This window comes from Enterobacter sp. 01-M-02-SI-ECC (genome assembly GCF_047530595.1).
Classification (GTDB): Bacteria; Pseudomonadota; Gammaproteobacteria; order Enterobacterales; family Enterobacteriaceae; genus Enterobacter; species Enterobacter cloacae_M.
Genome location: NZ_JBLKCZ010000003.1, coordinates 188,147 through 208,034 on the forward strand (window position 1 = coordinate 188,147; position 19,888 = coordinate 208,034).

Annotated in this window: 13 protein-coding genes; 5 read left to right on the forward strand and 8 right to left on the reverse strand. The window is 60.2% G+C overall.

Annotation, left to right across the window (positions count from 1 at the left end; translation table 11 throughout):
- Positions 1-164: 164 nt before the first annotated feature.
- Entirely contained in the window at positions 165-1,733 is a 1,569-nt protein-coding gene (locus ACMWLG_RS06555; protein WP_414762964.1) for an ABC transporter substrate-binding protein, read from the reverse strand.
- A gap of 201 nt (positions 1,734-1,934) precedes the next feature.
- Between ACMWLG_RS06555 and ACMWLG_RS06560 the strand changes: the two genes are divergently transcribed.
- A complete protein-coding gene (locus ACMWLG_RS06560) occupies positions 1,935-2,633 on the forward strand; it encodes a GNAT family N-acetyltransferase (RefSeq protein WP_045402028.1) in 699 nt (232 codons plus the stop codon).
- A 33-nt stretch (positions 2,634-2,666) separates the two neighbouring features.
- On the opposite strand, the gene ACMWLG_RS06565 is transcribed toward ACMWLG_RS06560, so the two are convergent.
- The 5 genes from ACMWLG_RS06565 to betI form a co-directional block, all read right to left on the reverse strand.
- On the reverse strand, positions 2,667-4,361 hold the full coding sequence (locus ACMWLG_RS06565; RefSeq protein WP_045402030.1) for a thiamine pyrophosphate-binding protein: 1,695 nt from the start codon (positions 4,359-4,361) through the stop codon (positions 2,667-2,669).
- 33 nt (positions 4,362-4,394) lie between these two features.
- On the reverse strand, positions 4,395-5,135 hold the full coding sequence (locus ACMWLG_RS06570) for an SDR family oxidoreductase (RefSeq protein WP_045356510.1): 741 nt from the start codon (positions 5,133-5,135) through the stop codon (positions 4,395-4,397).
- Positions 5,136-5,409: 274 nt separating this feature from the next.
- The gene (betA, locus tag ACMWLG_RS06575; RefSeq protein WP_045402032.1) at positions 5,410-7,089 is read right to left on the reverse strand and encodes a choline dehydrogenase; all 1,680 of its coding nucleotides are present in this window, start codon (positions 7,087-7,089) and stop codon (positions 5,410-5,412) included.
- A 13-nt stretch (positions 7,090-7,102) separates the two neighbouring features.
- A complete protein-coding gene (gene betB / locus ACMWLG_RS06580) occupies positions 7,103-8,575 on the reverse strand; it encodes a betaine-aldehyde dehydrogenase (protein ID WP_045402033.1) in 1,473 nt (490 codons plus the stop codon).
- A gap of 13 nt (positions 8,576-8,588) precedes the next feature.
- Entirely contained in the window at positions 8,589-9,176 is a 588-nt protein-coding gene (gene betI, locus ACMWLG_RS06585; RefSeq protein WP_032662864.1) for a transcriptional regulator BetI, read from the reverse strand.
- A gap of 128 nt (positions 9,177-9,304) precedes the next feature.
- On the opposite strand from betI, the gene betT reads away from it, so the two are divergent.
- A complete protein-coding gene (betT, locus tag ACMWLG_RS06590; protein ID WP_029741651.1) occupies positions 9,305-11,338 on the forward strand; it encodes a choline BCCT transporter BetT in 2,034 nt (677 codons plus the stop codon).
- Between the two features lie 114 nt (positions 11,339-11,452).
- Here betT and entD read toward each other — a convergent pair whose 3' ends face one another.
- On the reverse strand, positions 11,453-12,109 hold the full coding sequence (entD, locus tag ACMWLG_RS06595; protein WP_045402035.1) for an enterobactin synthase subunit EntD: 657 nt from the start codon (positions 12,107-12,109) through the stop codon (positions 11,453-11,455).
- Between the two features lie 109 nt (positions 12,110-12,218).
- Complete coding sequence (locus tag ACMWLG_RS06600; RefSeq protein WP_045402039.1) at positions 12,219-14,468, reverse strand: TonB-dependent siderophore receptor; 2,250 nt, start codon at positions 14,466-14,468, stop codon at positions 12,219-12,221.
- Positions 14,469-14,614: 146 nt separating this feature from the next.
- On the opposite strand from ACMWLG_RS06600, the gene fes reads away from it, so the two are divergent.
- Genes fes through entF form a run of 3 tightly spaced genes read left to right on the forward strand, consistent with a single transcriptional unit; the run spans position 14,615 to position 19,888 of the window.
- Positions 14,615-15,811, forward strand: coding sequence for an enterochelin esterase (gene fes / locus ACMWLG_RS06605; RefSeq protein ID WP_414762965.1), 1,197 nt, complete (start codon positions 14,615-14,617; stop codon positions 15,809-15,811).
- 10 nt (positions 15,812-15,821) lie between these two features.
- Positions 15,822-16,034, forward strand: a complete 213-nt coding sequence (locus ACMWLG_RS06610) for an MbtH family protein (protein ID WP_045402044.1) — start codon at positions 15,822-15,824, stop codon at positions 16,032-16,034.
- The gene (entF, locus tag ACMWLG_RS06615) at positions 16,031-19,888 is read left to right on the forward strand and encodes an enterobactin non-ribosomal peptide synthetase EntF (protein ID WP_045402046.1); all 3,858 of its coding nucleotides are present in this window, start codon (positions 16,031-16,033) and stop codon (positions 19,886-19,888) included. Before ACMWLG_RS06610 ends, entF begins: the two co-directional genes overlap by 4 nt.

A 19,888-nucleotide genomic window follows, 5' to 3' on the forward strand; every position in this document is an offset into this window, starting at 1 on the left:
CTTCATGCCGGGTGGCGGCTTCGCCTTACCCGGCCTACAAAAACTGAAAATAAGCACGGACGGCCCCCTCTCCCTTGGGAGAGGGCGGGGTGAGGGGAAACAGGCGGCTCTGTTGCGCGATGTTGCCCTCACCCCAACCCTATCCCACGGGAGAAGGAGAAGGGCTACTTCGTGACGCGGTCGTACCAGACCATATCCGCGTTCAGCCCCTGCTGATACCCCTTCACGTTATCGCGCACCACGATCTGGGTTTTACCCTGATCGACAAATACGTACGGTGAATTCTGCTGCAGCTGCTCCTGCATCTTCTTGTAAAGATCCAGACGCTTCGCCGGATCCGGCTCGGCTACCGCCGCCAGCGTGGCTTTGTTCAGCTCCGGGATTTTCCAGCCGTTCAGCCCGGCCACGGTGCTGGATTTACCCTCGTTCCACGCGAAGGCGCTGGCGTTAGAGTGCGCGTCGAAGTAGTCCGGGATCCACAGACGAATCGCCGCCTGATGCTGCTTTGCGCGCACGCGGGCATAGACCTGGCTCCCGGCGGCAGGCAGCAAATCGACCTTCACGCCACCCTGAGCAAAGCTCGCCTGCATCGACTGGGCGATGGTGATAAACGGCGGCTTGTTCTCCACGTCCAGCGTGAAGTGCGCGTCTTTAATGCCCGCTTTGGCGAGAATGGCTTTCGCTTTTGCCGGGTCAAACTTAAACGGGTTGTCTTCCAGCGCGCCCGGCAGGCCGACCGGCAGGAAGCTCTGATGAACAAAGTACTGGCCTTTCAGCAGATTTTTGGTGATGCCTTCATAATCGACCAGCCAGCGCGAGGCTTCCCAGAACGCCGGGTTGTTCAGCAGCGGGTTGGCGCTGTTGCCGGTGTTAAACACCAGGTAATTTTGCTCGGCGGACGGAATGCTCAGCACCTTAACGCCCGGCTTGCCGTCCAGGGCGCTTATCTGATCTGCTCCGAGATCGCGCGCCACGTCCGCATCACCCTGCTGGATCAGCAGGCGGCGTGAGGCCGGATCGGGGACGTTTTTAATGATGATGCTTTTGAGATTCGGCGCGCCGCCGGGTGCCGATTCGTTAGCTTCCAGCACGATGGCCTGATGCGGCTGATAGACGCGCATTTTGAACGCGCCGCTGCCCGCGGAGTGCATTTTCAGCCACGCGTTGCCGAAGTCTTTATCCTTCACGTTTGCCGCAACCTGCTTTTCATCGACGATGGAGGCAATCGGCGTGGAGAGAATATTCAGCGCCACCGACGGGCTAACGTCCGCCGTCCAGTGAAGCTGGAGGGTATGATCGTCCACCTTTTTCAGCTGGCTGGCGATGTTGCTCGCGTCCCAGCCCAGCACGTTCAGAATAAAGGCCGGGGATTTGTTCAGCGTCACGGCGCGGGTGTAAGAGAAAATCACGTCTTCCGGGCGCAGCGGGTTGCCGGAGGCGAATCTGGCATCGGGCTTAAGTTTGATCGTCAGCGTTTTTGCTGCCGCGTCCGCTTCCCAGCTTTCTGCCAGAATCGGGGTGATTTTTTCCGGGTTATCGCGGTCCGGCTGTACCAGACGCTGATACAGACTCGGCACGGTCTGGATGCTGGAAAGCTCGTTGGCTTCGGCCGGGTCGAGGCTCACGATGTCATCCAGCCCCTGGGCAACAACCAGCGTGTTGGGCGGAGTAGCGGCGTGGACAACGCCTGAGAGCGCAGCCAGCACCAGTAACGGCAACAGTTTTTTCGTCATAGCGATCCCTGAGAAGAATATATTGTGATTGTTTTATGCTCCGCTACGTTAGGTCGACTCTGACATTCCGCAAAGTCGAAATTCAGCTTTGCTTATATCTTGCGGGAATATCGCATGCGCTCGGGCTATTAAAATACGCTGCTTTTCGCCCGCTTTTTAACCTGCTATAACAAACTCCTTACCTTTCAGGGAGTCACCGCCGTGCCCGAAATCAATCAACATGGTCAAACCGTTAACGATATCGTTCCGGACTGGAGAGGCGCGCGCGTATTAACCCGCACGCCGCTGTTCGGCCAGTATTGCCGCCTGGAGCCGCTGGATGCCGATCGCCACGCGGCCGATCTCTATGAGGCCTACGCGCTGGGCGACGACAGCGACTGGACGTGGCTTGCCAGCACGCAGCCAGCGAGCGTGGAAGCCACCGCCCACTGGATCGTGGCTAAGGTGATGGACGATGAGCTGGTGCCGTTTGCCGTCATTGATTTACGCACCGAACGCTCGGTGGGGCTGGTGAGCTATATGGCTAACGAGCGGCTGCTGGGGTCGGTGGAAATTGGTCACGTGACCTGGTCGCGCAGGATGAAAGGAACCCGGATGGGCACCGAAACGGTGTGGCTGCTGCTGAAAAATGCGTTTGAGCACGGCTACCGGCGCGTCGAGTGGAAGTGCGATTCCATGAACATTGCGTCGCGCAGCGCGGCGGAGCGGCTGGGGTTTGTCTGGGAAGGACGCCTGCGCCAGAAGCTGGTGCGCAAAGGGCGCAACCGCGACAGCGATATGCTTTCTATTATTGACGGCGAGTGGCCGCAAAGAGACGCCGAGCTGCGCGCTTGGCTGGCGGCGGAGAATTTTGACGGGGAAGGGCGGCAGATTAAGCGGCTTGAGGCGTTTCGGTTATAAGTGTTTAATGTAGGGTACATCTGAAACGGTCGATCAATCTGCGGAAATGGCAATTTCGATCAAATTGGTTTTTCCGGACTGTAGCCCCTGCGTCACCGCCGTGGCGATATCCGCGGCCTGGGTCACCCGGCAGCAGCGGATACCCATCGCGGCGCCCAGCGACTGGAAATCAATTCGCGGGTTAATCAGATCCATCCCGATAAAGCGACCCAGCTTTGTCGAACTGTAGCCCGTCTGTCCTTTCATGAAGTTTTTCAGGATGTTGTACTCCAGGTTATTCATCACGATAAAGGTGACGGGCAGATTTTCGTGCGCCGCCGTCCAGAGCGCCTGCGGCGAGTACAGGGAGGCGCCGTCGCCAACCAGACACACTACCGGCTCGCGCCCACGCCCCAGCGAGTGACCTACTGCTGCAGGCATCCCCCAGCCCAGACCGCCGCCGCGCATAAAGTAGTAGCGCGGGTGCTGCTGGTCGGAGATAAACCGGCGAACGTGTCTGGCCGTTGCAATCGCCTCGTCGACAATCGTGGTGCCCGGCGGAACGGACTTTATCACCTCGTAGGCCGCGACCATCGGCGAAATCGCCGGGCGCAGCCGCTCGGCTGCCAGACGCTCTTCCTGCAGTTGCCACTCTTTTTCACGTTCAGCGCGTGCCGCTTTGAGCAGCCGCTGATGCGTCAATTTGCTTGCCACCCGGCGCTGCTCAAGCTTCGGCAGCAGTTCCTTCAGGGAGAGTTTTATATCCCCCATCACCGAGAGGCGGGTGGCGTAGGTGCGGCCAAGTTCGTTCATATCCGCCGAGAGCTGATACACCGCGCAGGTTTCCGGAATGGCCTCGCCCTCGCTATACAAAATGGTAATCAGGCTTCTGCCGCCGATGATAAACACCGCATCGTAGGCATTAACGACGCTGGCGATTTCATTTGCGGTGGTGGGCATATTGCCTCGCCAGAGCGCGTGCTGCGTGGGGAAGGGCAAATTCAACGGCCAGGAGGAGCCGTAGACGTGGGCGCCTAGCGCTTCAGCAAGCTGGACAATCTCCTGCGTCGAGCCGCTGGAGTGAACTTCATCCCCCGCCACAATCATGATCCTGCCGGGCGTAACCTGGCTCAACTCTTCGGCCAGTTCGTCCAGCGAGCCCGCCACGGTGTGGTAGTTCACTTTAGAGGCCGTTTGTATCCCGGCGTCGCTGAGCTCTTCCATCACGTTCATTGGCAGGGATAGCAGCACCGGACCCGCGGGGGGGTAGCTGGCGGCATGAAAGGCCCGGCGCACAAGAACCGGGAGCTGATCGGCGCTGGTGACCTCCTGCGCCCATTTCACCACCGGCGAGCCAATGGAGACAATGTCATCGTACAGGAGCGGGTCGCGCACGTAGTGCCGGGTATCCTGCTGCCCGACGGTGACAACCAGCGGCGTTTTCATAATCCGCGAGTTGATTAAGTTTCCCATCCCGTGCCCGAGGCCGCTGGCGGTATGCAAATTGATAAAACCGGTCTTGCCGGAGGCTTTCGCGTAGCCGTCGGCAATGGCGACCACGCTGCTCTCCTGGAGTGCCAGAATATAGTGAATATTTTCATGGCGAAGAAGGGCATCAATGAGCGGGAGTTCGGTGGTGCCGGGGTTGCCAAAAATATATTCCACACCTTCACTCTCCAGCACTTCAAGGAGAATATCGGCACCCGATCGCATATTTAAATCTGATATGGACGTTAATGATTTAATCATAATGACACCTCATTCAGCGTTATTTAACTCATGCTAAAATTCTTCCTGCGTAGGACGGACAATTATTTCATTTACATCAACGTCGCCAGGCTGTTCGATAGCAAATAATACGGCTCTGGCAATCGACTCTGCCGGAATAGCCTGCTTATAAAATTCATGCAGGAACTGTTTGCTCGGGGCATCAGAGCTGCCAAACTGCAGCTCGCTTTCAACGGCGCCGGGGGAAATAAGGGTCGTCCGAACGGTTTTCCCCGCTTCCTGACGTAAGCCTTCACTCAGGGCGCGGACGGCGAATTTCGTGGCGCTGTACACCACGCCGCCGGGGGCAAGGACCTTGATACCCGCCACGGAGGCTACGTTAATAAAGTGTCCGCTCCCCTGTCGCTGGAATACCGGGAATGCCGCTGCGATACCGTACAGCACGCCTTTGACATTGGTATCGATCATCCGGTCCCACTCGTCGGTTTTCAGCTCGCTGAGGGGGGCAATCGCCATAAAGCCCGCGTTGTTGATCAGCACGTCGACGCGCTGGTATGCGGCAACGGCAGCGTCAATCGCGCGCTGAACCTCCTCCTGTCGGGTCACGTCTGCCTTCACGGCAATCGCCTGGCCGCCCTGCTGAATAATGCGATCCACCAGGGCGTTAATTCTCTCCAGACGACGGGCAACCAGCACCAGAGAAAAAGGTTTATTTGCCAGATGAAGGGCAATGGCCTCACCAATACCGCTGCTGGCACCGGTGATAACAACAACTTTGTTTGCACTATTATTCATGATCTTATCTCACTGTTGTGTGATGCAAAAATAAAGGCAGGGACAAATTAAAGAATAATAAGAATATCTTTAATTTCAGGTTTGAATATATTGTATATTTCAGGTGGAGCGACATTCGATTAAACATAGTTGAGTTGCGGGAACAGTGTCAATCGACTTTTAAATAAACAAAATAATTGCAGGCTAATATTTATTTCTTATAGCTGGCGAAAAAATATTATCGTAATGAAGGGAAGTATTGAAAACCCTCTCCTTTTAAGGAGAGGGCAGGATTTTAGACTTTCTGTCGTGCCTGACGAACCGGCGCCCCGTTCGCCACATAATACGCCGCCGTGCTCTTCGCCAGCGGCTCGCGCCCGCGGATCGCGTCGGCAATTTTCTCGCCAATCATAATAGTGGTGGCGTTCAGGTTGCCGGTGATGATCTGCGGCATGATCGACGCATCCACCACGCGCAGCCCTTCCAGCCCGTGAACGCGGCCTTCGCCGTCGACCACCGCCATCTCGTCGTAACCCATCTTGCAGGTGCCGCACGGGTGGAAGGCGGTTTCGGCGTGGTTGCGCACGAACTCGTCCAGCTGTTCGTCGGTCTGGCATTCGATACCCGGGCTGATTTCGCGACCGCGATATTTGTCCAGCGCGGGCTGGTGCATGATCTCGCGGGTGATGCGGATAGCGTCGCGGAACTCCTGCCAGTCCTGCTCGTGTGACATATAGTTGAACAGGATCGCCGGATGCTGGTGCGGATCGCGGGACTTGATGCGCACGTGGCCGCGGCTCGGGGAGCGCATGGAGCCAACGTGGCACTGGAAGCCGTGCTCTTTAACCGCGTTCGAGCCGTTGTAGTTAATCGCTACCGGCAGGAAGTGGTACTGAATGTTCGGCCATTCGAACTCTTCGCGGCTGCGGATAAAACCGCCCGCTTCGAAGTGGTTGCTCGCGCCCACGCCCGTGCCGCTAAACAGCCACTCGGCGCCAATCTTCGGCTGGTTCCACCACTGCAGGGCAGGGTAGAGGGAGACCGGCTCTTTGCATTCGTACTGGAGGTACATCTCCAGGTGATCCTGCAGGTTTTCGCCCACGCCGGGCAGGTCGTGCACCAGCGGAATATCGAATTGCTTCAGCAGCTCCGCGCTGCCCACGCCGGAGCGCTGCAGGATCTGCGGGGAGGCAATCGCGCCTGCACACAGCTGCACCTCTTTATTCGCCGTCGCTCTGGACGGGATAGTGCTTTCGCCCTCCAGCCACTCGACGCCCACCGCGCGCTTGCCGTCAAAAATAATATGATCGGTCATGGCGTGGGTGCGGATGGTCAGGTTCGGGCGCTTTTTAGCCTGGTCCAGATAGCCGCGCGCGGTGCTGGCGCGTCGGCCCTGCGGCGTGACCGTGCGGTCCATCGGGCCGAAGCCTTCCTGCTGGTAGCCGTTGAGATCGTCGGTGCGCGGATAGCCCGCCTGCACGCCCGCCTCCACCATCGCCTCAAACAGCGGGTTCACGCCCGGTTTCGAGGTAGTAACGCTCACCGGACCGTCGCCGCCGTGATAGTCGTTCGGCCCCACGTCGCGCGTCTCTGCCTTGCGGTAGTAGGGCAGGCAGTTGAGGTAGCTCCAGTGCTCAAGGCCAGATTCTTTGGCCCAGTTGTCGAGATCCATCGCGTTACCGCGGATGTAGCACATGCCGTTGATCAGCGACGAGCCGCCCAGCCCTTTGCCGCGTCCGCACTCCATGCGGCGGTTGTTCATGTAAGGCTCTGGCTCGGTTTCATACGCCCAGTTGTAGCGCTTGCCCTGCAGCGGAAACGCCAGCGCGGCGGGCATTTGGGTGCGGAAGTCAAAGCGGTAGTCCGGCCCGCCCGCCTCAAGCAGCAGGACGGTGGTGTTCGGATCTTCAGTCAGTCGCGTTGCCAGCACGTTGCCGGCAGAGCCGGCCCCGATAATGATGTAGTCAAATTGCAAATAAACCTCCCGGTTAAAATATGGACTGGAATTTACCCATCTCAACCTGGATGGACTTCACCTGGGTGTAGCTCTGCAGCGTCATCACGCCGTTCTCGCGGCCAATGCCGGAATGTTTGTAGCCGCCGACCGGCATTTCTGCGGCGGATTCACCCCAGGTGTTGATCCAGCAGATGCCCGCTTCGAGCTGATGAATGGCGCCGTGCGCGCGGTTCAGGTCGGCAGTGACGATGCCCGCCGCCAGACCGTAGTCGGTGTCGTTGGCGCGGCGGAGCGCTTCTTCTTCACTTTCATAGGTGAGGATGGACATCACCGGGCCGAATATCTCTTCGCGCACGATGGTCATCTCGTCGGTGCAGTCGGTGAACACGGTCGGGGCAACCCACGCGCCGTTGTCGAAGCCTTCGCCCTTCAGCACGTCGCCGCCGCACAGCACGCGCGCGCCTTCCTCTTTGCCTTTGGCGATGTAGCGCAGCACGCTGTCGCGGTGCGGGAAGCTGACCATCGGGCCGAAGTTGGTGCGTTCGTCGAACAGATCGCCCGCGCGGATGCGGCCCACGCGCTCGACGATTTTCTGCTCAAACGCGGCCTTGAATTTCGCGGGCACGAACACGCGGGTGCCGTTGGTGCACACCTGGCCGGAGCTGAAGAAGTTCGCCATCATGGCGATGTCTGCCGCGAGATCCAGATCGGCGTCGTCGAAAATAATCAGCGGGGATTTACCGCCCAGCTCCATCGTCACCTCTTTCAGGGACGAGGCCGCCGAGTTGGCCATCACCTTTTTGCCGCTGGCGACGCCGCCGGTGAAGGAGACTTTCGCGATGTCCGGATGCTCGGTCAGGTACTGGCCGGTCTCCGCGCCCACGCCCGGCAGGACGTTAAACACGCCGTCCGGCAGGCCCGCTTCGGTGTAGATTTCTGCGAGCTTCAGGGCGGTGAGCGGCGTCACTTCGCTCGGCTTGAAGATCATTGCGTTGCCCGCCGCCAGCGCCGGGGCGGATTTCCACAGGGCGATCTGGATCGGGTAGTTCCACGCGCCGATACCCGCCACCACGCCCAGCGGCTCGCGGCGGGTGTAGACGAACGAGGTCTCACGCAGCGGGATCTGGCTGCCTTCCAGCGCCGGGATCAGCCCCGCGTAGTACTCCAGCACGTCCGCGCCGGTGACGATATCGACGGTTGAGGTTTCAGAAAACGCTTTACCGGTATCGAGGGTTTCCAGCTTCGCCAGCTCATCGTTGCGCTCGCGCAGGATATCGACGGCGCGACGCAGAACGCGCGAGCGCTCCATGGCGGTCATCGCCGCCCAGATTTTTTGCCCGCGTTTTGCGCTTTCCACGGCGCGAGCGACGTCTTCTCTCCCGGCGGCCTGTATGCTCGCCAGAACTTCACCGTTGGCCGGGTTGATGGTCTCGAAGGTGCGACCGCTGGTGGCGGAGGTATAACCACCATTGATATAAAGCTGCTGTTCTGCCATTCGGGACATAAATTCTCCTCGGTTATTCGGTCGGTAAATGCTGGCTGATGAAGTGGCTGGTGAGCGACTGCGCCAGGGTCTTATCCAGCGGCTTGCCGCTCAGCGCGGCGCGTAGCCACAGCCCGTCGATCAGCGCCGCCAGGCCGTAGCCCGCCTCTTCGGCCTGCTCGCGCGGCAGCTCACGGCGGAACTCGTACACCAGGTTTGACAACAAACGACGGCTGCTCACCTGCTGCAGGCGGTAGAGCATCGGCTGGTGCATGCTGCTCGCCCAGAAGGCCAGCCAGGCCTTCATTGCCGCGCCGCTGGTCTGGGTTTCATCAAAATTGCCGCCGACAATTGCCTGCAGGCGCTGCTCCGCGCTGCCGTCCGGCAGGGCGCGTAAGCGGCTCAAAACCGCGTCGCGCAGCTGGCCGGTGATGTCGCGCATGGTCGCTTCCAGCAGACCGTTTTTGTCTTTGAAGTAGTGACTGATGATCCCCGTGGAAACGCCCGCCCGACGGGCGATCTGCGCGATCGTCGCGTCATGCATTCCCACTTCATTTATTGCTTCCAGCGTGGCGTCGATCAGCTGCCTGCGCCGGATCGGCTGCATCCCCACTTTGGGCATTGTTGCCACTCCATTCATCAGCGTTGGTTATACATTAAAGCGGTTTTTGATTGGACGTTCAATATAAAATGTGTCTTAATTGTTGCGGATTTGGTTTTTAATAGTTACAAAAACAGTGGGGATACTGGATGACAGACCTTTCACAGGACAGAGAAAAAGACAAAATCAACCCGGTCGTTTTTTATACTTCCGCCGGGCTGATTTTGTTGTTTTCCCTGACGACGATCTTCTTTCGTGATTTTTCGGCCGAGTGGATTGGGCGCACCCTGAACTGGGTGTCGAAGACCTTCGGCTGGTACTATCTGCTGGCCGCGACGCTCTATATCGTCTTCGTGGTCTGCATTGCCTGCTCGCGCTTCGGCTCGGTGAAGCTCGGGCCTGAGCAGTCCAAGCCCGAGTTCAGCCTGCTGAGCTGGGCCGCGATGCTGTTTGCCGCGGGCATCGGCATCGACCTGATGTTCTTCTCCGTGGCGGAACCGGTTACGCAGTATATGCAGCCGCCGGAAGGGGCAGGGCAGACGATGGAGGCCGCGCGCCAGGCGATGGTCTGGACGCTGTTCCACTACGGCCTGACGGGCTGGTCGATGTACGCCCTGATGGGCATGGCGCTCGGATACTTTAGCTATCGTTATAATTTACCTCTCACCATCCGCTCCGCGCTGTACCCGATCTTCGGTAAAAAGATTAACGGCCCGATTGGCCACAGCGTCGATATTGCGGCGGTGATCGGCACCATCTTTGGTATCGCGACGACCCTCGGGATTGGCGTGGTGCAGCTCAACTACGGGCTGAGCGTGCTGTTTGATATCCCGGATTCGATGGCGGCCAAAGCGGCGCTGATTGCGCTCTCCGTCATTATCGCCACCATCTCGGTGACGTCGGGCGTCGATAAAGGCATCCGCGTGCTCTCCGAGCTGAACGTGGCGCTGGCGCTGGGCCTGATCCTGTTCGTGCTGTTTATGGGCGATACCTCGTTCCTGCTCAATGCCTTAGTGCTCAACGTGGGCGACTACGTAAACCGCTTTATGGGCATGACGCTGAACAGCTTCGCCTTCGACCGCCCGGTAGAGTGGATGAACAACTGGACGCTGTTCTTCTGGGCGTGGTGGGTGGCGTGGTCGCCGTTTGTCGGCCTGTTTCTGGCGCGTATTTCGCGTGGCCGCACCATCCGCCAGTTCGTGATGGGCACGCTGATTATCCCGTTCACCTTTACCCTGCTGTGGCTGTCGATTTTCGGCAACAGCGCGCTGCATGAGATCATCCACGGCAATGCAACCTTCGCGCAGGAAGCGATGGCGCACCCGGAGCGCGGCTTCTACAGCCTGCTGGCGCAGTACCCGGCGTTTACCTTTAGCGCCTCCGTGGCGACCATCACCGGCCTGCTGTTCTACGTCACCTCGGCAGATTCCGGCGCGCTGGTGCTGGGCAACTTCACCTCGAAGCTGAAGGACATCAACAGCGACGCGCCGAACTGGCTGCGCATCTTCTGGTCCGTCGCCATCGGCCTGCTGACGCTCGGCATGCTGATGACCAACGGCATTTCGGCGTTGCAGAACACCACGGTGATCATGGGCCTGCCGTTCAGCTTCGTCATCTTCTTCGTGATGGCCGGGCTGTATAAATCGCTCAAGGTGGAAGACTACCGCCGCGTCAGCGCGAGTCGCGACACCGCGCCGCGTCCGATGGGCGCGCAGGACAGGCTGAGCTGGAAGAAACGCCTCTCGCGCCTGATGAACTATCCGGGCACGCGCTACACCAAACAGATGATGGAGACGGTCTGCTTCCCGGCAATGGAAGAGGTTGCGCAGGAGCTGAAGCTGCGTGGCGCCTACGTGGAGCTGAAAAACCTGCCGCCGGAGGAGGGAGAGACCCTGGGGCACCTGGATCTGCTGGTGCACATGGGCGACGAGCAGAACTTTGTTTATCAGATCTGGCCGCAGCAGTATTCAGTACCCGGGTTTACCTACCGGGCGCGCAGCGGGAAATCGACCTACTACCGGCTTGAGACCTTCCTGCTGGAAGGGAGCCAGGGGAATGATTTGATGGACTACAGCAAGGAGCAGGTGATTACGGACATTCTGGACCAGTATGAACGGCACCTGAACTTTATCCATCTGCACAGGGAAGCGCCGGGGAATAGCGTGATGTTCCCGGATGTTTGAGATTTGAGCTGAATAACCTATAAACGCATCGCCGTCGCCCTCAAGCCGGGTGGCGGCGATGCCTTACCCGGCCTACAAAATCGGTTTACCGTAGGCCTGATAAGCGCAGCGCCATCAGACTTTTAGCAGCGTCCACACGTTCCCATCATTATGCTGCCAGACGAGGTTGAAGCGTTTACCTTCAGGATAGTCTCCAGCAGGGTGCGAATGCGCCAGCGTGATTGTTTTTTCCGATAACTCAGTGACTCTCGCCCACTCAAACCCCATGTAAGTATTTACCTTCGGGAAGAGGGCTTTAAACAAACTCTCTTTGGCGCTAAAAGCGAGCGTCAGCGCCAGCGCAAAGGGGTAGCACGAGTGCGTCAGGCATATCGCCTCCTGCGCATCAATGATGCCGTCCTGGATTTCGCGGGCTTCGTGGTCTGGAAGAATGGCTTCGCAATCAATACCTACGAGCGCATCTGGATGAGGGACGACAACCGCCATCGCCTGCGTGCCGCTGTGGGTAATGCTCCCCGAAACCCCTTTCGGCCAGAGCGGTTCGCCGCTGGGGCCGATGCCGGGGATCGCGCGTTCATGTATCGCACCGAGCGCATGCGCGGCGGCGATGCGGCCTGCCAGATGCTCAGCTTTGCGTTTGCTTCCGGCGTTTGAAAGCTCTGCGTGGTGGGGGAGCCAGAGGAGATCGGCATCGGTGAAGGTGGTGGGGGCGAAGGTGACGTGGTGGACGGTGTGGCCGGCAAGAATGAACGTGGTGTGGGTTGTGTGCATGTTTTTCCCTTCAGAATTGTGCGGCCTGATGCCCTCACCCCGGCCCTCTCCCATGGGGAGAGGGGGCAAACACTAAAAACGGCAACTGGGTTGCCGTTTTGTTTTTATCTTAGAAGCGCGTATTCACGCTCATGTACCAGGTACGGCCCGGCTCATTATACGTATACGCTCCCGCACCGTACATATACGCACCGGTGGTGGCATTTCCGGTCGTCTGGGCATTACCTGCGCGCCACTGGCGCTTGTCAAAGACGTTATCCACGCCGCCGGTCAGGCTAACGTTTTTAGTCATATCCCAGGTCGCGCTCAGGCCAACGATGCTGTACGGGCTGACTTCGTCTTTCTCAGACCCGGTCACCGGCTGACCTTTGTAGTTGTACTTCTTCGGCTGCTGCTTGCCGTACCAGGTAAAGGTCGACTGGAGCGACACGTCCTGATGAACCTGCCAGCTCAGGGTCGAGTTCAGCGTGTACTCCGGAATAATCGACAGACGATCGCCGGTCTCCTTGTTCTTGCTCTGCAGCATGTATGTAATATTGTTGGTCCAGTTAATGGTGTCGCTGACCGGTACGTTCAGGGAGCCTTCCAGCCCCTCGACCACCGCCTTCGGTACGTTTTCCCACTGGTAGATATCCGTCTGCACTTTGCCGGAAGAGGTATGACCGATCGGCGCGTAGCCCGCTTCAATCTTGTCGCGATAGTCGTTGCGGAACCAGGTCACGCCCGCCAGCCAGCCGTCGCGCTTCCACTCCAGACCAATCTCTTTGTTGATGCTGGTTTCGGCTTTCAGGTCATCGTTGCCCATCATGTAGCAGCCCACGCCGTCCGAGCTGGCGTAGCAGCCCTGGCCTTTGCTGTAGAGCAGGTAGTTCGGGTTGGTCTGGTACAGGCTCGGCGCTTTATAGGCGCGCGCGATCCCCATCTTCAGCGTGAAGTCATCCCCCAGACCTTGCGACAGGTTCAGGGACGGGCTCCAGTTATTGCCGACGATGGTGTGGTGATCGAAGCGCAGGGCAGGGGTCAGCATGGTGCTATCGGTCAGCTCCATGTTGTTTTCAGCGAACAGGGAGAAAATCTCCGCCGAGGTGTACGGGCTGCGGTCGTTTGTCATGCCCGGAATGGTGCCACCCTGCAGGGTTTGCGTGAAGGAGGTGGAGTCCTTCATGCGCTGCTGGTTCCACTCGGTGCCCAGCGTCAGGTTCTGGTTGACGAGGAAATCAATCGGCAGGTTGATCTCGCTGTGCAGCATCACGTCGGCCAGGTCGGTGTCGGTGAATTTATTGCTGTTGAACAAGCCTTCCGTACCGCCCGCCAGACCTTCGCCCAGGCGGGAGTTGCGGGTGTGCTCGTACTGCGCCCAGTTGCTGGTGGTAATGCCGTTATCCCAGCCGCCGTTCCAGGTTACCGCGAAGTTCTGGCGATAGATACGGTTGGTCTCTTTGCCGTAGTTCTTTTTCACCAGACCGCTGGAGCTGTTGTCGTTGTTGGTATTCTGGGTATCACCGGCGTAGAGGTTGTTCTGGCGGCTGTAGCCCGCCTCAAATTCCAGAGACTGCATCGGCGCAAAGTCCCAGCGCACCACGCCGTTGATGTCTTTATTTTCCACCCCTTCACGGCCCGCGGGCAGCGTGTCGGCGTAGGCACCGGTTCGGTCAGACTGGTGACCCTGGTTGATGTCCCACGCGTCGGCCTGGGTTTTGTCCAGGTTACCGAACATGCGGAAGCTGAAATCGCCGCCCAGCGGGCCGCTCAGGCTGAAGTTGGTGCGTTTGGTGGAACCTTCGTCCTTGTGCTCTGGCGCGTTCAGGTAGGTGTTCCAGGAGCCGTGCCACTGGTCGTCGAATTTTTTGGTGATGATGTTCACCACGCCGCCTGCCGCGCCGTTGCCGTAGCGCGCGGCGGCCGGACCGCGGATCACTTCGATGCGCTCGATCATCTCCGGCGGCACCCAGCCGGTATCGCCGCGGGTGTCACGCTCGCCGCGCCAGCCCAGACGAATAGAGTTGCGGCTGGTGACCGGCTTGCCGTCGATCAGGATCAGGGTGTTTTCCGGCCCCATGCCGCGAATGTCAATCTGACGGTTGTTTCCACGCTGGCCGCTGGTGGAGTTCCCGGTGAGGTTAACGCCCGGCATGGTGCGGATGATTTCCGCCACGTCGCGCGCGGGCGGGTTTTTGCGGATCTCGTCGGCGGTGATGGTCGACACGCCCGGCGCCTGTAAATTCTGCTCGGCGGCGGTGATCACCATAGTGTCTTCGTGCTGCGCAGAGGCGGTGTTGTCGTCTGCCACGGCGGGCAGCGCGACACCATAAATCCCTAAATTGACCAGCAAGGCCAGAGAGTGAATCTTCTTATTCATTGTACGTCCCGCTTTTATGGTTATTTAATGAGCGCGCTTCCCACAGCGCGGGCATTACGCTATTGCAAATGCAAATAGTTATCAATAATATTATCAATAAAATTTGCTCTAAAACAAAAAAGTCTGTTAAACATGGGGTTATAAGGGTGACGACGTTAACAACCGGAAGTGAAGCGTGGTGGCAGTCGAAAAACGGACCTGAATGGGAACGTCTGAAGGAGAACTGTCGCGTCACCTTCTGGTGGCGGGATCCGGCAGGCACGCAGAAAACCTCATCGGTCAAACGCGTCTGGCTCTACGTTACCGGCGTGACCGACCATCATCAGAATGCCCACCCGCAATCTCTTGAACGCATTCCGGATACCGACGTCTGGCAGTGGCAGGGCGAGTTCAGCCCGGAATGGCGCGGCAGCTACTGTTTTATCCCCTCCGTAAATGAAAACGATTTTGCCGATACCGTGTTTGAAGGCCAGCAGCCGAACCGCATGGCGCTGCGAGAAGGCTGGCGCAGGCTGCTGCCGCACGCGGTTTCCGACCCGCTGAATCCGCAGAGCTGGCGCGGCGGGCGCGGTCATGCCGTCTCGGCGCTTGAGATGCCGGACGCGCCCGTTCAGCCCGGCTGGAATCAGCCCAAAACGCCCTTCAAGGCGCCGATCTGCATTGAATGGGAAAGCGCGCGCCTGAAAAACCGCCGTCGCGTCTGGATTTTCACCACCGGGGATGACGGCCCCGAGCGCCCGCTGGCGGTGCTGCTCGACGGGCAGTTCTGGGCCGAAAGTATGCCCGTCTGGCCTGCGCTGGCGTCGCTCACCACCGGGCGCCAACTGCCCCCTGCGGTCTACGTATTAATTGACGCGATCGACATGGAACATCGCAGCCGCGAATTGCCCTGTAACCGCGATTTCTGGCTGGCGGTGCAGGAAGAACTTCTCCCTCATGTAAAACAGCTCGCGTCCTTCAGCGACCGCGCCGACCGTACCGTGGTCGCGGGCCAGAGCTTTGGCGGCCTCTCTTCGCTTTATGCTGGCCTCAACTGGCCGCAGCGCTTTGGCTGCATCCTCAGCCAGTCCGGATCCTACTGGTGGCCGCACCGCGGCGGGCAGCAGGACGGGCTGCTCATCGAACAGCTTAAAGCGGGTGAAAAAACCGCACGCGGGCTGCGCATCATCCTTGAGGCCGGGCGTAACGAGCCGCTTATCTTCCGCGCGAACCAGGCGATTTACGCCGAACTCCGCGCGCAGCAGGTTTACTGGCGTCAGGTTGACGGCGGACACGACGCGCTTTGCTGGCGCGGTGGGCTGACGCAGGGGCTAATGACCCTCTGGCAGCCGCTTATTCAATAACGGAGTCTGTATGGAATTCAGCAATCCTTTCGATAATCCGCAGGGACAGTTCGCCATTTTGCAAAACGACCGTGGGCAGTACAGCCTGTGGCCGCAGCAGTGCGAACTGCCGGCGGGGTGGCGCGTGGTGTGCGAGGCCCAGTCTCAGGAGGCGTGCCAGCAGTGGCTCGCCGGGAACTGGCGCACGCTTGAACCGTCCCATTTTGCGGAGGGGAGCGCATGAAACGGCTTCCTCTCGTCGCCGCCCAGCCGGGTATCTGGATGGCGGAACAGCTGTCCTACCTGCCAAACGCCTGGAGCGTGGCGCACTACACCGAGCTGAAAGGCGATATCGACGCGCCATTGCTGGCAAAAGCCATCGCTGAGGGCATGATGCAGGCCGATACCCTGCGAATGCGTTTTGCCGAGGATAACGGCGAGGTGTGGCAGTGGGTGGATGACACCCTCATTCTGCCGGAGCCGTCCATCGTTCGCGTTACCTCTCACGACGCTGCCGTGGCGCTGATGGAGGCCGATCTCCGCCAGAACCTGCGCGTCGACAGCGGTCAGCCGCTGGCGTTTCACCAGCTGATTCAGGTGGGGGAAAGCCACTGGTACTGGTATCAGCGCTATCACCATCTGGTGGTGGATGGCTTCAGCTTCCCGGCCATTACCCGCCAGATCGCCGCGATTTACGCCGCGTGGAAAAAGGATGAACCGACTCCTGACTCCCCGTTTACGCCATTTGCCGAAGTGGTGGAGGAGTATCAGCACTATCGCGACAGCGAGGCGTATCAGCGCGACGGCGCTTTCTGGGCCGAGCAGCGCAGGCAGCTTCCTTCTCCGGTCTCGCTCTCTTCCGCACCGCTGCCGGGACGCGCCGCTACTACCGATATCCTGCGCCTGAAAATCGCTGCCGACGGTCGCGCCTTCAGCCAGCTTGCGCAGGCGGCAGGACAGGCGCAGCGTACCGATCTGGCCCTTGCGCTGGTGGCGCTGTGGCTGGGGCGCCTGACCGGACGGCTGGACTACGCCGCCGGGTTTATCTTTATGCGACGAATGTGCTCCGCCGCGCTGACCGCGACCGGGCCGGTGCTCAACGTCCTGCCGCTGGCGGTGAATATCAACCCGCAGGAGAGCCTGCCGGAGCTGGCGCTGCGCCTGGCCAACCAGCTGAAAAAAATGCGCCGCCACCAGCGCTACGACGCCGAGCAGATCGTGCGCGACAGCGGGCGTGCCGCAGGCGACGAAGCCCTGTTTGGCCCGGTGCTGAACGTGAAGGTGTTTGATTATCAGCTGGATATCGACGGCGTGGAGGCCATCACCCACACGCTGGCGACCGGCCCGGTAAACGATCTCGAGCTGGCGCTGTTCCCGGACGAGCAGGGTGGGCTGAGCATTGAGATCCTCGCCAGTAAGCAGCGCTACGACGAGGCGACGCTGACGCGTCACGTTGCGCGCCTGAACGCGATGCTGATGCAGTTTGCGGCCAACCCGGACCTGCGCTGCGGCGAGGTGGAAACCGTTTCAGAGCAGGAATACCAGATGCTTGCGCGCATCAACGATACCGGGCTGGCGCTGCCGGCCACCACGCTGGCGGATCTGGTGGCGGAGCAGGCGAGCAAAACGCCGGACGCCCCGGCGCTGGCGGATGCGCGCGTTGAGCTGAACTATCGCCAGATGCGCGAGCAGGTCATCGCGCTGGCAAACCTGCTGCGCGAGCGCGGCGTGAAGCCGGGCGACAGCGTGGCGGTGGCTCTGCCGCGCTCGGTGTTCCTGACGCTGGCGCTGCACGGCATCGTCGAGGCTGGTGCCGCGTGGCTGCCACTGGATACCGGCTACCCGGACGATCGTCTGCGGATGATGCTCGAGGACGCGAAGCCGTCCCTGCTTATTACCACTGACGAACAGCTTCCGCGATTTAGCGATCTGTCCGTCGAGACGTTTAGTTACAACACACTGTTACCGGCCGCGGGTGCTGAACCGCTGCGGCTGGCCAAGCCGGAGCAGACGGCCTACATCATCTTTACCTCCGGCTCGACCGGGCGTCCAAAAGGGGTCATGGTCGGCCATACCGCCATCGTTAACCGCCTGAAGTGGATGCAGGACCACTACCCGCTGGACGCGACGGACGTGGTGGCGCAGAAAACGCCGTGCAGCTTTGACGTGTCGGTATGGGAGTTCTGGTGGCCCTTTATCGCCGGGGCGAAGCTGGTGATGGCAGAGCCGGACGCGCACCGAGATCCGCAGGCGATGCAGAGCTTCTTCGCACGGCACGGCGTGACCACCACCCACTTCGTGCCGTCGATGCTGGCGGCGTTTGTCGCCTCGCTGACGCCGGAAAACGTCGACTGCTGCAGAACGCTTAAGCAGGTGTTCTGCAGCGGCGAAGCGCTGCCGACCGAGCTGTGCCGCGAGTGGGAGCAGCTCACCCATGCGCCGCTGCACAACCTGTATGGCCCAACCGAAGCGGCGGTGGACGTCAGCTGGTATCCGGCGTATGGCCCCGAGCTGGCGGCGGTTGAGGGCAACAGCGTGCCGATCGGCTTCCCGGTGTGGAATACGGGACTGCGCATTCTGGACGCGATGATGCGCCCGGTGCCGTTCGGCGTGGCGGGCGATCTGTATCTCACCGGCATTCAGCTGGCGCAGGGGTATCTGGGACGTCCGGACCTCACCGCCAGCCGCTTTATTGCCGACCCGTTTGCCCCCGGCGAGCGGATGTACCGCACCGGCGACGTTGCCCGCTGGCTGGACAACGGCGCGGTGGAATATCTCGGCCGCAGCGATGACCAGTTAAAAATTCGCGGCCAGCGCATCGAGCTGGGCGAAATCGACCGGGCGATGCTGTCGCTGCCGGACGTGGCCCAGGCCGTCGCCCACGCCTGCGTGTTCAACCAGGCGGCGGCCACCGGCGGGGATGCCCGCCAGCTGGTGGGATACGTCGTCTCCGAATCCGGCTTACCGCTGGACCGCGACGCGCTGCTGGCGTCGCTCAAAGCCCAGCTGCCGCCGCACATGGTGCCGGTGGTGCTGCTGCAAATCAGCGCGCTGCCGCTCAGCGCGAACGGCAAGCTGGATCGCAAGGCGCTGCCGCTGCCGGAGTTGACGAGTAAAACCTCTGGCCGCGTGCCGGAAAGCGAATCCGAAATCGCCGTCGCGCAGGCATTTTCCGCGCTGCTGGGCTGCGAGGTCAACGACATTGAGACCGACTTCTTTGCCCTCGGCGGACACTCGCTGCTGGCGATGCGCCTGGCGGCGCAGCTTAGCCGCGCGTTCGAGCGCAAGGTTACGCCGGGGCAGATTATGGTCGCCTCCTCGGTGAGCAAGCTCAGCGCGCTGCTGGACTCGCAGATGAACGACGAGCAGGCGCAGCGTCTGGGGTATGAAACCCTTCTGCCGCTGCGCGAAAGCGACGGGCCGACGCTGTTCTGCTTCCACCCGGCGTCCGGCTTTGCCTGGCAGTTTAGCGTCCTGGCGCGCTACCTCAGCCCGCGCTGGTCCATTGTCGGCATTCAGTCGCCGCGTCCGGACGGTCCGATGCAGCAGTGCGCTGATCTGGATGGGGTCATTGAGCATCATCTTAATACGTTGCGTAAGCAGCAGCTGCGGGGGCCATATTATCTGTTCGGCTATTCCCTCGGCGGCACGCTGGCGCAGGGTATTGCCTCCCGTCTGCGCGAGCAGGGAGAAGCGGTGGCCTTCCTCGGCCTGCTGGACACCTGGCCGCCGGAAACCCAGAACTGGTCGGAGAAAGAGGCCAACGGCCTTGACCCGGAAGTGCTGGCGGAGATCGAGCGCGAGCGTCAGGCGTTTATTGCTGCCCAGCAGGGACAGGGCTCCAGCGAGCTGTTTAACGCTATAGAGGGCAACTACGCCGACGCGGTGCGGCTGCTCACCACGGCGCACAGCGCGCGCTTTGATGGCAAAGCGACGCTGTTCGTCGCCGAGCGGACGCGAACGATGGATCCGCAGGTCGCCTGGGCGCCGTGGGTGGCGGAGCTTGAGGTGTACAGCCAGGACTGCGCCCACGTGGACATCATTTCACCGCAGGCGTTTGAGAAGATAGGGCCGGTGTTGAGGGAGATATTGGGGTAG

Excerpts from the sequence above, each read along its gene's own strand:
- ACMWLG_RS06555 (WP_414762964.1), bottom strand. The coding sequence starts at position 1,733 with ATGACGAAAAAACTGTTGCCGTTACTGGTGCTGGCTGCGCTCTCAGGC.
- ACMWLG_RS06565 (WP_045402030.1), bottom strand. The coding sequence starts at position 4,361 with ATGATTAAATCATTAACGTCCATATCAGATTTAAATATGCGATCGGGT.
- ACMWLG_RS06570 (WP_045356510.1), bottom strand. The coding sequence starts at position 5,135 with ATGAATAATAGTGCAAACAAAGTTGTTGTTATCACCGGTGCCAGCAGC.
- betB (WP_045402033.1), bottom strand. The coding sequence starts at position 8,575 with ATGTCCCGAATGGCAGAACAGCAGCTTTATATCAATGGTGGTTATACC.
- betI (WP_032662864.1), bottom strand. The coding sequence starts at position 9,176 with ATGCCCAAAGTGGGGATGCAGCCGATCCGGCGCAGGCAGCTGATCGAC.
- betT (WP_029741651.1), top strand. The coding sequence starts at position 9,305 with ATGACAGACCTTTCACAGGACAGAGAAAAAGACAAAATCAACCCGGTC.
- entD (WP_045402035.1), bottom strand. The coding sequence starts at position 12,109 with ATGCACACAACCCACACCACGTTCATTCTTGCCGGCCACACCGTCCAC.
- ACMWLG_RS06600 (WP_045402039.1), bottom strand. The coding sequence starts at position 14,468 with ATGAATAAGAAGATTCACTCTCTGGCCTTGCTGGTCAATTTAGGGATT.
- ACMWLG_RS06610 (WP_045402044.1), top strand. The coding sequence starts at position 15,822 with ATGGAATTCAGCAATCCTTTCGATAATCCGCAGGGACAGTTCGCCATT.
- entF (WP_045402046.1), top strand. The coding sequence starts at position 16,031 with ATGAAACGGCTTCCTCTCGTCGCCGCCCAGCCGGGTATCTGGATGGCG.